This window comes from Advenella alkanexedens (assembly GCF_019132845.1).
GTDB classification, from domain to species: domain Bacteria; phylum Pseudomonadota; class Gammaproteobacteria; order Burkholderiales; family Burkholderiaceae_B; genus Advenella; species Advenella alkanexedens.
Genome location: NZ_JAHSPR010000001.1, coordinates 256,308 through 270,213 on the forward strand (window position 1 = coordinate 256,308; position 13,906 = coordinate 270,213).

Consider the following 13,906-nt stretch of genomic DNA (forward strand, 5'->3'; position numbering starts at 1 on the left):
TAACTTAACAATAAAATCAAACATACTCAAAGGGTGATCAATGAAACAGCAACCTCTCCCTCACCAATTTTCTCTCTTGAAAAAACGCTGTTTTGCCCCTTTTTTCTGGACCCAGTTCTGTGGCGCGGCCAACGATAACCTTTACAAGTTTGCCATTACAATTTTACTGACCTATCAATGGCAAACTCAATGGTTCCCATCCAGCATGGCTGGTGTCATTATCGGTGGGTTGTTTATTTTTCCTTTCCTGCTGTTTTCTGCCACTAGCGGACAATTAGCAGACCAATATGACAAAATCCGTATTATGCGCAACGTCAAGAATGCAGAGATTGGCATTATGCTATTGGCGACCTTTGGCCTTTATACGCAATCGGTCATCATTCTGCTGGTCTGCATTTTCCTGATGGGTCTGCACTCTACCATTTTTGGGCCCGCCAAATTCGCCTATCTTCCCCAGGTGCTCAACGACAAATCCTTGATGGGCGGCAATGCACTGGTCAGTATGGGCACCTTTGTATCCATTCTATTAGGCAATATTGCCGGAGGAGTCCTGGTGGCCATCCCGGGTTACGGTCACCTTTGGGCTGCATTTGCCTGTCTGCTGCTGGCAGTGGCCGGCAGAATCAGTGCACAATTTATTCCTCTCCTGGAAAAAAAACCGGCTGATAATAAAATAAACTGGAACCCTTTTACCGAAACCCTTAAAAACCTGTCCATCGCCCGAAAAAATCCCATGATTTTCAAAAGCATGCTGCTGATTAGCTGGATGTGGTTTTTCGGTGCGGTCTTTCTTGCTCTTTTCCCTCTCTTTGCCAAAGACATCCTGAAAGGCAATGAACATGTGGCGGCCGTACTACTGGTGCTCTTTTCAGTGGGTGTGGCAACAGGCTCCCTATCCTGTGAGAAACTGGGCCTGAAGCGCTCGCCACTATCGCTGGTTCCCCTGGGCGCTGCGGGAATGAGTCTGTTTACGGTTGACCTATATTTTTCGATGACGGTTCCCGACACGCAAAAATTGCTCTCTGCCGCTGAATTCATTACCCGTCCGGAAAACTGGCGCACCATGTTTGATTTATTCATGTTAAGTGCCTGTGCCGGCGTGTATAGTGTGCCTTTGTATACTTTCATTCAGAAAACAACATTAAAAACGCATACAGCACGCATTATTGGCGCCAACAATATCCTGAACGCCCTTTTCCTGATTGCCAGCGCTCTTCTTACCGGCCTTTTGCTAAGCCTGGATTTTTCTGTGCCTGTCATTTTTCTGATAGCCGGAATTGTTAATATTCTATTTTCTTACGCCCTTTTTTTGACAGAATCCGGCTTCAGGAAAAAACCATCTGAAACCCAGCGAAATTTTTAGTCAAAATTTCACTTGAAATGAGAAGATTCTCACTATAATTTGAGTTATAGTCGTTAATCCTCATTGCGCGTGGGGATAATTGTCATCAGCAATACACAAACATAATTTTAGCTAATAAGGATGCTCATGAAAGCATTTGGTAAATTTTTATTATTACTGGCCGTGGTGCTGGGCATTACATTTTTTGCCTGGAAACTGCTGGAAACTTCTTTATTCAACGATGAAGACGAATTGGCCCCACCTGTCTCGGGGGTAGTTGTTCCTGCCCAAACCACCCAATCCGACCCCCCCCCCATACAAAAACAGGAAGATTTATACCAAAGCACATCTTCCGATGAGCCTGCTCCGTCAGTCGCCTCAGGAAGCAGCTTTACCTGTCAGGCCAGTGTTGCGATTATCGGCAAACTCTATGACCTGAAAAACGCTGGCAAATCACAAGAAGAAGCCAATGACTTCATTAGTAATGACAATAGCATTCCCGATGAGCAGGTCGGTTCATTTATTGAGTTTGCAAATACCTTATGGAACTCACCTTCTGACAAAATTGTGCCCAAAACACAATTTTTAAACAACTTCCTGCAACAATGCCAAAGCATTGAGAAAGGACAATAAGACAATAACGCAATAACGCAATAACGCAGTAATACCTGTGTTACACAAAAAATACCCGGAAGATTTACCCGGGTATTTTTTTGCTTCAAAATTTTTTTTATCTCAAGATCAATCTCGATAGGCCTGCCCCACCACAGATGCCACGGAATAAAGCGGTGCAAAGGACTCGGCCTGGGCCAACGGCCAGGCTAGTTCAAAAATTTTATTGCGGTATTTTTCTTTCAGCAAATCACCCTCTTCCAACTCGGGGTAAAGCGCCGATAACAATTTAACCTCGTTACTTGAAATTCGTTTTACCACGTGATAAGCACGTAGTTGCTGCGGATGCGTAAGGCCAGCCGCCTCCATCAATTCAGCTAAAGCCAGCAAAGTATTGTGATGAAAATTTTTAACCCGCTCAGATTTGTCGTCCACCACCAGGGCTTTTTGCCTGATGGGGTCCTGTGTGGCCACACCGGTTGGACAGCGTCCCGTATGACAGGCCTGGGCCTGGATACAACCAATGGCAAACATAAAGCCTCTGGCGCTGTTGCACCAATCGGCCCCCAAGGCCAACGTTCTTAGCACATCAAAGCCCGAAATTATTTTTCCGGCCGCACCAATTCTAATCTGGTTACGCAAACCAATACCCACCAAGGTATTATGCACCAGGCGCAAACCTTCCTTCATGGGTACCCCCATATGATCGGAAAACTCGACGGGCGCAGCCCCCGTTCCACCTTCCGCACCATCAACCACAATAAAATCGGGGGTGATACCCGTTTTCAGCATGGCTTTGGCAATTGCAAACCACTCCCAGGGATGCCCAATGCACAATTTGAATCCAACCGGCTTGCCATTGGCCAGATGACGCAATCGCTGGATAAAATGCATTAACTCGACAGGGGTACTGAAAGCGCTATGCGCTGCCGGTGAATTGCAATCCACACCCACAGGCACCCCACGGGCATCGGCAATTTCCCGGGTAACCTTCGGTCCCGGTAATATCCCACCCTGGCCAGGCTTGGCACCCTGTGATAATTTGAGCTCAATCATTTTTACATTAGGCAGATTAGCCCGCTTTTCAAATTCTGCTTCAGAAAAATGACCCTTGGCATCACGGCAGCCAAAATACCCCGAACCAATATTCCACACCAGATCTCCACCATGCTCCAGGTGGTAAGTACTAATACCACCCTCACCAGTATCATGGGCGAACCCTCCTTTGGCAGCACCACTGTTAAGCGCCCTGATCGCATTGGCGGACAACGCCCCGAAACTCATGGCTGAAATATTGAATACCGACATATCGTAAGGCTGCGTGCATTGCGTGCCACCGACCCTGACCTTGAAATCGGTATTCTCAATATGGGAAGGCTGCATCGAATGATTGACCCACTCATAGCCATCAGCATACACATTTTCAATGGTTCCAAACGGCCTTTTGTCGATTTGCTGCTTGGCTCGCTGATAAACAATAGAACGCTGGGCACGGGAAAATGGCAAGTTATCGTTGTCATTTTCCAGGAAATATTGCCTGATTTCAGGCCGGATGGACTCCAGCAAAAAACGCAGATTTCCGATAACCGGGTAATTACGCCTGATTGAGTGACGGGTTTGCAGTAAATCATAAACCCCGAGAAGACTTAGCAGAAAGGCAGGAACAAATAAAATAAGCCAACCAGCCCCATAATTGGCGAACATATATAAACCCAACACAGAGGCCAGAAAAACAGCCAGCAAAACTGCATACCGGGAAAACAGCAACTTGGTCATTTAACACACCTATCCATATCGTGGGGCTGAACCCAAACTGACCTAAATCAAACCCGCACCTTAAAAAAAAACCTTGTGCTTGATAACACAAGGTTTTACTGATTCTAGCCAGAAAAAATGGCTAATTTAACAGAGTCATTATTTTGCAGCCTGCTGGGGAACAACCGCTTTCATGATGGCATCTGCCGTTGCGTCATCACGCACCATGAAAAGGAAGTCTGAACCTTGTTTGACCCCGGTAATGGAAGCCAGCTGACCACCAATAGTCGTTGCATATCCGTACTGTTTGTCGACTTTGGATAATGCATCAACACCCGCCGGATTCAAACCCAGTTTGATGAAGGTACGACCCTGATTGTCACGCACATGGTTAATGGTTGTGAGATTGTCTCGGGTAATCACCGGTGTTGGACTGACATAAATGGTTTGCTGCTCGCTAAGCTGGAAAGGACGAAAGCCTTTAATTACCTTATCTGAAGCAGTGTATACATCTACGCTGGCGGCCTGAACCGGTGCCGCGGCTTCTGTCGTTTCGGGCTTTTTAACCGTTTCACATCCTGCCAACGCCACAGCAAGCGGTAAAATAACCAAACCAAGTTTGCGCGAGATTTTCATGTAAATTCCTTATTAGTTAAAGCAATTATTCGTCTGTCATACGCAAATTACAACACATGCATCCTAAAAATACAAGATGGATTATTGGTCGAAAATGTCAAGAACCCTAAAATTTGAAGACATTTGTTTATTTTTGCGCCCTGATCAAGTCTGCCGTATCCCTGGCATTAAGCAATGTCAGCATGGGGATCAGCAACACTCCGTCCTGCAGTTCGGCTTCAGAGGCCGACATGGTTGAAAAGACCGATTTATCCATACTGGCCAAAACGGTTTTATGCAAGTTTGATTTATCGCTGATGGCAGATTTCAGCTTGGTTGCACCAGCGGGCGTAAGGCGCAGGGCCAAGGCTGGTTTGTCTTTGGCTTTAGCGACAAAAGCGGCCTTCACATCGGTCTTGCTTAACAAAACGCCGGAAGTGTAGTAGGTTTGATCGCCAGACTTGACAACCACATTGTCCAGTTCAAGCGTCTTACCGTTTTTACCTTTTTGGGCAGCGGATTTTGTAATTGAACCCACATAAATTTCAATATCGCCGCTACCTGTTTTATTGACCGCTCTGGCAGTATTGGTGGCAACCGGCTTGGCAACAGCTGCCTCGGTGTTATTGGCACTGGAAGCCTCTTTTGAACCAAACAAACTGCAACCGGTCAACGCAACGGATAAAACCGTCAGTCCTAATACCTTAACTAATTTCATAAAAGACCTTTCAAAAAAACAATATTCAGAAAAAAATAATTATCTTCCAATTATATTCTGTTCAATTGATTTTTTTTGTTAAAAAACATTAATTTATCGTAAACCATGCATTAATGGAAATAGCCGTGACACTTGTCTGTATCATTCAGATCAAACGCATTGGTACCCGCAACCAGACTGATTTTTTTGGATAACAGACCACCGTACTCAACCGGCCCGCTCATGGGCTTGGTGTCTATCCAATACAGGCGCGAAGTCAGGTAATATTCTCCAACCGGCACATTTGTAAATACAAACTGCCCGTAATCATTGGTTTTTGCCTGAAAAGCATTACGGACATACCGCTGATCTGGCTGACCGTTTAAAACCTTGCCTGCGCGACACACCTCCTGGTACCACTGATTGCTTGCCGCTGAGACCGGATTCAGGACAACATCCAGATAGGCACCGGTTCGGACTCCGCCATTGACTCTATCATGAATGTGAACCTGTCCCACCAGCATGGTTTTTGCCTGGGTGGCCGCCACGTCAGGACTGCCGTTATAGGCCACCCGCTGGACCTGTTTTCTGGGCGCATGCTCCAGGAAGCGATCTTTTTTCACAGGGCTTGATGAACACCCTGCCAACACCAGTGCCGCAGCGGGCACAATAAACCGAAGCAAATGCTTACCAGCAAAATGTATGGAAAAATTCATGGGCTATACTATTACCATCGTCATGAAGCCAACATTTTCTTTATGTAATATGTGTAAAATATCAAACAGCTAAAGAAAATCAACCAAGTTATATAATATCAAGCAGTTATTGCCACCATGCTAACACTGCAATTTGTTTTTGGAAACTTAAATATTTAACAATATGCATCAAAAAAATCAACAAATCGTTCATGTATGGGATTTACCCACCCGTTTTTTTCATTGGGCCCTGGCTTTCTGTGTCATCGCTGCCTTTTTTACCATTAAAGCAGCAGGTACTACTGAAGGCTGGATAGCCAACAGTGGCATTATGTGGATTGATTGGCATTTAAAATTTGGTTATTGTGTACTCAGTTTGATTTTATTCCGCATCATTTGGGGTTTTACAGGCTCGTATTATGCCCGCTTCTCCCAATTCATTAAAGGGCCCGCCATTATTGCCCAATACCTGAAAGGTGCTTATCAATCGCCAGGGCATAACCCGATTGGTGCCTTGTCAGTCATTGCCCTGCTGGCGGTTTTCGGCTTTCAGGCATTTAGTGGCCTTTTCACCACCGACGATATTTTTACCGAAGGTCCTCTGGCCCATTTGAATTCGGCCTTCAGCAAAACCATGAGCTCCCTGCATCGCAGCAATGAGCCTGTCATGATCATTTTATTTGCCCTGCATATACTGGCCATTATTTATTACCGGATTTTCAAAAAACAGAATCTGGTGGCAACCATGGTTTCAGGTACAACCCAAATCCCGTCGCAGGCGTCTCAAAACATAAAAAGTGCCTCGGACAATCTGCGCATTCGCATAATGGGCTTTATTACCCTGCTCATCACGTCTGGCTTCGTTTACTGGATCAGCACACTTGGTGCCAGCAGCGGCGGCTCTTTCTATTAAGAATGCCTATTGTCCAAAAATTTCATTGGGTTCAAAGGCACAAAAAAACCGGATAAAAATCCGGTTTTTTTGTGCCTAAATTAAAAGATCATATAACCATGAAATCTTTTAATCGGGTTAGCAGCAAACAGCCTTTAAGCTGCTTGCTTAAACATGCCTAGTCTTTACGATAAGCATCGTGGCAGGATTTACAGCTTTGACCCGCTTTGCCAAAAGCCGCTTTCAGCTTGTTCAGGTCAGAGCTGTCGGCCGCTGCAGACAGGTTCTGAATGGCAACCTTGAAATTTTCACGTTTTTCTTCAAAACCCTTGGCATCTGACCATACCTCAGGCTTGGCATCACCGCCCTCAAAACCGGGACCGAAAGCAACCCAGGGCAACGCAGCCAAAGTATTCAGGATAGCCACATTTTCTTTAATGGCTTCTGCATCGTAAGGGACTTCACCTTTAATAACAGGTACCATTCTGCCAAAATGAGAAGCAAGCAGCACTTTGGCTGACTGACGATAATCGATGCCATCTTCAGGTTTGGCAAACTGCGCATTGGCCGCAGCCGAAATAAAGGCGGTACAGGCCAAGGCCAAAACCGTAATTTTCTTTTTCATTCATTTACTCCTTGCTGTTTAATATTTATTACAAATAGTAGCCCGAAATATATTTCAAAACAATTACAAACTCCCTAAACCAAAATAAAAACAATGCACGATAGATACCTTGCATTGTTTTTATTAAGACAGGGAGTCAATTTATTGGTTTACTTTTAACATTTAACCCCAATATGCCTAAAACCATATGCGCTTAGGCCACTTTACGGGCCAACTCGGCAGCCAGGCCAATATATGAACGAGGTGTCATATCCAGCAGGCGCTGCTTGGGTTCTGCGGGCAAATCAAGCTGGGCAATAAACTCGCGCAACGCATCCTGGGTAATGCCACGTCCACGGGTAAGCGCCTTCAACTGCTCATAGGGTTGTGGCAAGCCATAACGACGCATGACGGTTTGCACAGGCTCGGCCAATACTTCCCAGCAGGCATCAATATCGGCATCAATGGCCGCGGCATTAAGTTCCAGCTTACCCAGACCCTTCAGGCAGGAATCCCATGCCACCATACAATAGCCCAGTGCCACACCCAGATTACGCAAGACAGTAGAGTCGGTCAGGTCTCGTTGCCAGCGTGAAACCGGCAGTTTTTCTGACAGGTGGCGCAAGACAGCGTTAGCCAGACCAATATTGCCTTCAGAGTTTTCAAAATCAATGGGATTGACTTTATGCGGCATGGTGGAAGAACCCACCTCACCTTCTTTAAGACGCTGCTTGAAGTATCCCAAGGCAATGTAGCCCCAAATATCACGATTCAGATCCAGAAGAATTGTGTTGGCACGAGCAATGGCATCAAACAGGGCGGACATCCAGTCATGTGGTTCGATTTGAATCGTATACTCGTTTTGGGTCAGGCCCAGTTTATTCAGGACATTTTTGGCAAGTGCTGGCCAATTGATTTCAGGATAAGCGGATAAATGCGCATTGTAATTGCCCGTTGCGCCATTGAGTTTTGCCAATGGCTCTACAGCGGCTATCGCAGCAATGGCATTTTTCAGGCGTGCAGCAACGTTGGCGAATTCTTTACCCATGGTGCTTGGGCTGGCGGGCTGGCCGTGTGTCCTGGACAACAAGGGCTGATCGGCAAACAGATTGGCATAACGGACCAGTTCAGCCAGCACGTCATTCAAACGCGGCAGGATAACATTGGCACGCACGCGACTAAGCATGAGGGCATGTGAAGTATTGTTGATATCTTCGGAAGTACAGGCAAAGTGAATGAATTCAGCTGCTTTGGCCAGCTCTTGGTCATCCGCCACTTTTTCTTTCAGGAAATACTCAACCGCCTTGACATCATGGTTGGTGGTTCGCTCAATCTCTTTAATGCGCTCGGCATCGGCTTCAGTAAAGTTCTCAACCAGATTACCCAGTTTTTGTCTGGCCTGTTCCGAAAAAGGAGCCAGCTCCGGCAAGCCGGCATCTGACAGGGCAATTAACCAGGATACCTCGACCTCGACACGGTGGGCCATGAAACCGGCTTCGGACAGATATTCACGCAAGGCAGTGCCACGTGAGGCATAACGGCCGTCTAACGGAGACAGTGCATTGAGCGTACTGAGTTGATCTGCAATTTTCATAGTAAGAAAAATAAAAATAAAAAATTAATAAATAATGCCGCCACCAAGACAGACATCGCCATCATAAAGAACGGCTGATTGCCCGGGAGTGACTGCCCATTGTGACTGTTCAAACGATAAAGTCAGGCGTGCCTGACTGCTGTCAACCAGGCGACAGGGAGCATCTGCCTGGCGGTAACGGGTTTTTGCACCATACATACCCGGCTCGGGTGCATGTCCGGCTACCCAGCTGAGATCTTCGGCATGCAACTCAGAAGAGAGCAGCCAAGGATGGTCGTGTCCGGCAACGACATAAAGGATATTATTGGCCAGATCCTTGCGCGCCACATACCAGGCCTCGGCCGTGCCATCCGCCTGCTGGCGACCCTTGACACCGCCAATACCCAGACCCTTGCGTTGCCCAAGCGTATAGAAGGCAAGACCATAGTGTTTACCTATTTCCTGCCCATCATCGGTCAGAATCGGGCCAGGCTGGGTTGGCAAATAACGGTTCAGGAATTCACGAAAAGGCCGCTCTCCGATAAAACAGATACCGGTGGAGTCCTTTTTGGCTGCATTGGGCAATTTCAATTCATGGGCAATATGCCGCACTTCCTGTTTTTCCAGTTCACCCAGGGGAAAGATGGCCTTGGACAACTGTGCCTGATTCAGGCGATGCAGAAAGTAACTTTGGTCTTTGGCAGGGTCCAGGCCCTTGAGAAGCTGAAACTGCGTTTGGCCGTTCTCTTGAACTGATCGCACCCGCGCATAATGCCCGGTGGCAATATATTCAGCACCCAGTTGCATGGCATGGTCTAAAAACGCCTTGAATTTGATTTCGGCATTGCAAAGCACATCGGGATTAGGGGTACGGCCGGCCGAATATTCGCGCAGGAATTCCGAGAAAACCCGATCTTTATACTCAGCCGAAAAATTGACCGCTTCTATATCGACCCCAACCAGATCGGCGACACTGGCCGCGTCAAGCCAGTCCTGGCGGGATGAGCAATATTCGGAGTCGTCATCGTCTTCCCAGTTTTTCATGAAAAGACCAACAACATCATAGCCTTGCTGCTTAAGCAGCCAGGCACTGACCGAGGAGTCGACCCCTCCGGACATGCCAATAACAACGCGTGGTTTTGATGATTTCTGATTCATCCCGCTATTTTACGTGATGAATTATCATTTTAGGGCCTAAGTACTTAATACCTCATCAACTACTTCAATCCAGTGTCTGACCAGTTTGACACTGCCGCTTTGCAAATGGGACATGCAACCCATATTAGCGGTAATAATCATATTCACCTGCCCGGCGCTGTCTATCTCGGCCAGCTTGCGGTCACGCAATGGCAAGGCAATCTCAGGATGCAACAAAGAATAAGTGCCAGCGGCACCGCAACACAGATTGGACTCTCCGAAAGCCGTCAGTTTGAAACCCATTTCAGTCAGCATTTTTTCGGTAAGTGGCCGCAACCCCTGCCAGTGTTGCAAAGTACACGGAGGATGAAAAGCAACGGGATTAGGCAATTTATTGAGTAAGCGGTTAGCAAGCTCGGCCGCATGTGGCGCCAGAATCTCGGCCAGATCCTTGACATGATCAACCAGATAATTGGCCTTTTCCAGATAGACAGGATCATGCCTCAAATGAAACGGATACTCTTTCACAAAAGCACCACAACCCGATGCATTCATGACAACAGCCTCGATTGTTCCAGCTTCCAACAAGGGGACCCAGGTATCCAGATTGTGTCGCATCTGCTGCAGTGAGGAATCGGTTTCACCCAAATGAAAATTAACCGCCCCGCAACACGTCCTGGCCGGCAATTCACAGGCGGAAATACCCACCGCATCCAGAACCCGAATGCTGGCAGCATCAATGGAAGGCATTAGGTCAGGCTGGACACAGCCCATGGGAAGCAAAACCTTGCGTGCATGCCTGCCTGCGGGACGCCGGCCTGCTTCACGGGCCTCTGGCAATTTGCCTGCCAGCCGCTCAGGCAGAACAGAGCGAAAACGACGCCCGACACGTACGGATAAGCCAAAAAGCGTTGAATTCAGTCCTTTGGCCAACACTTTGCGTTTGAGCTGATCCGCAAAACCACGCTTGACTTTTTCATCCACCAGTTCACGGCCAATGTCCAGCAACTTGCCATACTCGACACCCGACGGACAGGTGGTTTCACAATTATGGCAAGTCAGGCAGCGGTCAAGATGGGTTTGCGAAACGGCGGTAGGTTCCTGCCCTTCAACCATTTCCTTGATCAGGTAAATCCGCCCCCTTGGGCTATCCAGCTCATCGCCCAGAATCTGGTAACTGGGACAGGTTGCCTGACAAAATCCGCAATGCACACACTTACGCAGGATTTCGTCAATGACCTTACCGTCAGGGCTATCCTTGGCCCATTGTGCTAAATTGGTTTGCATGCGCTTGGCTCACAGGTTTTTAATTAAACGATCTGGGTTAAAGATGCCTCGAGGATCAAGAGCGGTTTTAAGGCGCCTGGTAATACCCTCGATATGGGTCCTGAACGGGTGAAAAACACCATCAGCAGGAATGGCATCGGGCCCGGGATAACGAAACAGGGTGGCATGTCCCCCCAATTGCTGGGCATTATGCCTGATATGCCTGATATCCTGAACCTGGCGTAACCAGCGTTGGCCACCCCCCCACTCCACAAGCGGGATGGATTCATTCATTTTGCCAGCCAAAGGAGGAACACAAACCCGCCAAATTGTGGTGTTATTGAAAAACGGATGTGACTGCTCACGTAATGAAAGCCAGAAAGCACGGGCGTCTTCATCGGCCAACTCATCACCCGGCAATTGGGTTTTGGCCTGGGCAACAGCAACCCCGGAACCAGACAACCGCAGATACATATGTCCGTTTTTTCCATTCTCGGGCACCCATGAGCTGGCACTGATACACAATGAACGGGCATGGACATGACGAAAAAGATCCATGGCCTGGTTAATCGTGCAAGCATGCCTGAGTGTTTTCTCATGTAACGGCTTGGGCAAGACCTTGAAAGATATTTCCATGAGTGGCCCAAATATGCCTAAAGAGCCCACCAACAGTCTTGACATATCATACCCCGCCACATTTTTCATGACCTGTCCGCCAAAACGCAATAACCGCCCTTCGGCATTCAACATCCGGACGCCCAGTACAAAATCGGAAGTAGCACCTGCCGCCATCCGTCGGGGGCCGGCCAACCCGGTGGCAATGGCCCCCCCTATCGTTGCCTGCGGCCCAAAATGTGGAGGCTCCCAGGGCAGCATCTGGCTCTGCTCCTCGAGCAGTTTTTCAATTTCATGCAAAGGTGTACCGCATGCGGCTGTCATGACCAACTCTGATGGCTCATATTCGATCACTCCTTTATAGGCCGTCACATCCAGCGAAATCACATTTTCCGTTGTAGTGGTCTCTGGATTTCCATAGAAACCCTTGCTCCCACCGCCTTTTACCAGCACGCGCTTGTGTGAGGCAGCGGCAGCAACCACCTGCTCACTTAGTTCATTCAAAACAAATGACATCACTCTAAAATCGCTCTAATTCAGGAAACTTGATTTGACCGGCATGAACATGCATTTTTCCATATTCGGCACAACGGTTCAGGGTTGGGATCTGTTTGGTCGGATTCAGTAATTCTTCCGGATCAAAGGCGCATTTTATGGCCATAAAAGCATCCAGTTCATCACGGGTAAACTGGGAGCACATCTGGTTGATTTTCTCCAACCCGACACCATGTTCGCCCGTTACCGTACCACCCACCTTGATACACAACTCAAGAATCTCGGCACCAAAATCCTCGGCACGGCGAACCTCATCAGGATCATTCGCGTCAAACAGGATAAGTGGATGCAGGTTGCCATCACCGGCGTGAAACACATTGGCGCAACGCAAGCCGTATTTGCGTTCCATATCGGCCATTTGCGTTAATACGTTGGCGATTTGCTTGCGGGGAATCGTGCCATCCATACAATAATAGTCGGGAGAAACCCGTCCGGCAGCCGGAAAAGCATTTTTGCGACCAGCCCAAAATAGCAGGCGTTCCTGCTCATTGGCCGATACCTGCAAACGCACGGCCCCCGCCTTTTCAAAAACAGCCGTCATGCGCTGGATTTCATCTTCCACTTCCTGGGGCGCCCCATCTGATTCACACAAAAGAATGGCCTGGGCGTCCAGGTCATAACCCGCTTTCACAAAGGGCTCAACCATTTGCGTGGCCCGTTGATCCATCATTTCCAGGCCAGCCGGAATGATGCCTGCCGCAATAATGTCCCTGACCGCGTCACCGGCCGCCTTGACCGAATCAAAGCTGGCCATAATCACCGTTGCCGCCTCGGGTTTGGGAATGAGTTTGACCGTTGCTTCGGTCACAATACCCAGCATGCCTTCTGAACCGACAAAAACCGACAACAGATTCAAACCGGGAGAATCCGGAGCTGCAGAACCAAGCTCAACAATATCACCGTCTATGGTAATCATGCGAACCCGCATGACATTGTGCACGGTAAGCCCGTATTTTAGACAATGCACCCCCCCTGCATTTTCGGCAATATTGCCACCGATGGAACAGGCAATCTGACTGGAGGGATCGGGCGCATAATACAACCCATATTGGGCAACGGCTTCTGAAATAGCCAGGTTCCGTACGCCTGGCTCTACCACGGCAATAGCGGCAACAGGGTCTATATGGCGAATTTTATTCAGTTTTGACACACCCAGCAAAACACCTTGTGAATGCGGTGTTGCCCCACCCGACAAACCGGTTCCCGCTCCTCGGGGAACCACTGGCACGGCATGTTTCTTGCAGGTTTTCAGGACATGGATAATTTGTTCTTCGTTTTCGGGCAAAACGACAATGGCCGGCATTTCCTTGAACAGGGTCAGGCCATCACATTCGAAAGGTTTTTTCTCTTCATGACGGCTTAAAACACAATGCGATGGCACCCCCTTCTTGAGTTCGGCAATCAAAGCTGAAAAATCATTCAATCCTGTTACCGGTTGCCGTTGTGCCCTCATGTCCCTGCCCCTTATTCCAGATCATTGTCTGCTTGTTATATTTCATTCAAGTATACCCATCTGCATAAGGGGATGACATACCGAAATAACCCTAA

Annotated in this window: 13 protein-coding genes; 3 read left to right on the plus strand and 10 right to left on the minus strand. The window is 48.0% G+C overall.

What is annotated here, in order from left to right; genetic code table 11:
* Nucleotides 1–40 precede the first annotated feature (40 nt).
* Nucleotides 41–1,363 (plus strand): MFS transporter, encoded by a 1,323-nt coding sequence (locus tag KU392_RS01245; RefSeq protein ID WP_217734335.1) that lies wholly within the window; start codon nt 41–43, stop codon nt 1,361–1,363.
* A 126-nt stretch (nt 1,364–1,489) separates the two neighbouring features.
* On the plus strand, nt 1,490–1,975 hold the full coding sequence (locus KU392_RS01250; RefSeq protein ID WP_217734336.1) for a hypothetical protein: 486 nt from the start codon (nt 1,490–1,492) through the stop codon (nt 1,973–1,975).
* A 108-nt stretch (nt 1,976–2,083) separates the two neighbouring features.
* Here KU392_RS01250 and KU392_RS01255 read toward each other — a convergent pair whose 3' ends face one another.
* The 4 genes from KU392_RS01255 to KU392_RS01270 form a co-directional block, all read right to left on the minus strand.
* Nucleotides 2,084–3,730, minus strand: coding sequence for an FMN-binding glutamate synthase family protein (locus KU392_RS01255; RefSeq protein ID WP_217734337.1), 1,647 nt, complete (start codon nt 3,728–3,730; stop codon nt 2,084–2,086).
* A gap of 138 nt (nt 3,731–3,868) precedes the next feature.
* A complete protein-coding gene (locus tag KU392_RS01260; protein WP_217734338.1) occupies nt 3,869–4,345 on the minus strand; it encodes a hypothetical protein in 477 nt (158 codons plus the stop codon).
* A 127-nt stretch (nt 4,346–4,472) separates the two neighbouring features.
* Nucleotides 4,473–5,042 carry a hypothetical protein gene (locus tag KU392_RS01265; protein ID WP_169294167.1) on the minus strand — a complete coding sequence of 190 codons (570 nt, stop codon included), beginning with the start codon at nt 5,040–5,042 and terminating at the stop codon, nt 4,473–4,475.
* A gap of 110 nt (nt 5,043–5,152) precedes the next feature.
* The gene (locus KU392_RS01270; RefSeq protein ID WP_169294166.1) at nt 5,153–5,737 is read right to left on the minus strand and encodes a carboxypeptidase regulatory-like domain-containing protein; all 585 of its coding nucleotides are present in this window, start codon (nt 5,735–5,737) and stop codon (nt 5,153–5,155) included.
* Between the two features lie 163 nt (nt 5,738–5,900).
* Between KU392_RS01270 and KU392_RS01275 the strand changes: the two genes are divergently transcribed.
* Nucleotides 5,901–6,629: a cytochrome b/b6 domain-containing protein gene (locus KU392_RS01275; protein ID WP_217734339.1), complete on the plus strand. Its 729-nt coding sequence runs from the start codon at nt 5,901–5,903 to the stop codon at nt 6,627–6,629.
* A 157-nt stretch (nt 6,630–6,786) separates the two neighbouring features.
* Here KU392_RS01275 and KU392_RS01280 read toward each other — a convergent pair whose 3' ends face one another.
* From KU392_RS01280 to KU392_RS01305, 6 genes are all read right to left on the minus strand, one after another.
* Nucleotides 6,787–7,233 (minus strand): c-type cytochrome, encoded by a 447-nt coding sequence (locus KU392_RS01280; RefSeq protein WP_169294164.1) that lies wholly within the window; start codon nt 7,231–7,233, stop codon nt 6,787–6,789.
* Nucleotides 7,234–7,426: 193 nt separating this feature from the next.
* Nucleotides 7,427–8,806: an adenylosuccinate lyase gene (gene purB, locus KU392_RS01285; protein WP_169294163.1), complete on the minus strand. Its 1,380-nt coding sequence runs from the start codon at nt 8,804–8,806 to the stop codon at nt 7,427–7,429.
* Nucleotides 8,807–8,830: 24 nt separating this feature from the next.
* A complete protein-coding gene (gene mnmA / locus KU392_RS01290; protein WP_217734340.1) occupies nt 8,831–9,943 on the minus strand; it encodes a tRNA 2-thiouridine(34) synthase MnmA in 1,113 nt (370 codons plus the stop codon).
* Nucleotides 9,944–9,979: 36 nt separating this feature from the next.
* The gene (gene glcF / locus KU392_RS01295; protein ID WP_217734341.1) at nt 9,980–11,209 is read right to left on the minus strand and encodes a glycolate oxidase subunit GlcF; all 1,230 of its coding nucleotides are present in this window, start codon (nt 11,207–11,209) and stop codon (nt 9,980–9,982) included.
* A gap of 9 nt (nt 11,210–11,218) precedes the next feature.
* Nucleotides 11,219–12,319, minus strand: a complete 1,101-nt coding sequence (glcE, locus tag KU392_RS01300; RefSeq protein ID WP_169294283.1) for a glycolate oxidase subunit GlcE — start codon at nt 12,317–12,319, stop codon at nt 11,219–11,221.
* A gap of 4 nt (nt 12,320–12,323) precedes the next feature.
* Nucleotides 12,324–13,811 (minus strand): FAD-linked oxidase C-terminal domain-containing protein, encoded by a 1,488-nt coding sequence (locus KU392_RS01305; protein WP_217734342.1) that lies wholly within the window; start codon nt 13,809–13,811, stop codon nt 12,324–12,326.
* Nucleotides 13,812–13,906: the final 95 nt, after the last annotated feature.

Excerpts from the sequence above, each read along its gene's own strand:
- KU392_RS01255 (WP_217734337.1), bottom strand. The coding sequence starts at position 3,730 with ATGACCAAGTTGCTGTTTTCCCGGTATGCAGTTTTGCTGGCTGTTTTT.
- KU392_RS01275 (WP_217734339.1), top strand. The coding sequence starts at position 5,901 with ATGCATCAAAAAAATCAACAAATCGTTCATGTATGGGATTTACCCACC.
- glcE (WP_169294283.1), bottom strand. The coding sequence starts at position 12,319 with ATGTCATTTGTTTTGAATGAACTAAGTGAGCAGGTGGTTGCTGCCGCT.
- KU392_RS01245 (WP_217734335.1), top strand. The coding sequence starts at position 41 with ATGAAACAGCAACCTCTCCCTCACCAATTTTCTCTCTTGAAAAAACGC.
- KU392_RS01270 (WP_169294166.1), bottom strand. The coding sequence starts at position 5,737 with ATGAATTTTTCCATACATTTTGCTGGTAAGCATTTGCTTCGGTTTATT.
- glcF (WP_217734341.1), bottom strand. The coding sequence starts at position 11,209 with ATGCAAACCAATTTAGCACAATGGGCCAAGGATAGCCCTGACGGTAAG.
- KU392_RS01305 (WP_217734342.1), bottom strand. The coding sequence starts at position 13,811 with ATGAGGGCACAACGGCAACCGGTAACAGGATTGAATGATTTTTCAGCT.
- purB (WP_169294163.1), bottom strand. The coding sequence starts at position 8,806 with ATGAAAATTGCAGATCAACTCAGTACGCTCAATGCACTGTCTCCGTTA.
- mnmA (WP_217734340.1), bottom strand. The coding sequence starts at position 9,943 with ATGAATCAGAAATCATCAAAACCACGCGTTGTTATTGGCATGTCCGGA.
- KU392_RS01260 (WP_217734338.1), bottom strand. The coding sequence starts at position 4,345 with ATGAAAATCTCGCGCAAACTTGGTTTGGTTATTTTACCGCTTGCTGTG.
- KU392_RS01250 (WP_217734336.1), top strand. The coding sequence starts at position 1,490 with ATGAAAGCATTTGGTAAATTTTTATTATTACTGGCCGTGGTGCTGGGC.
- KU392_RS01265 (WP_169294167.1), bottom strand. The coding sequence starts at position 5,042 with ATGAAATTAGTTAAGGTATTAGGACTGACGGTTTTATCCGTTGCGTTG.
- KU392_RS01280 (WP_169294164.1), bottom strand. The coding sequence starts at position 7,233 with ATGAAAAAGAAAATTACGGTTTTGGCCTTGGCCTGTACCGCCTTTATT.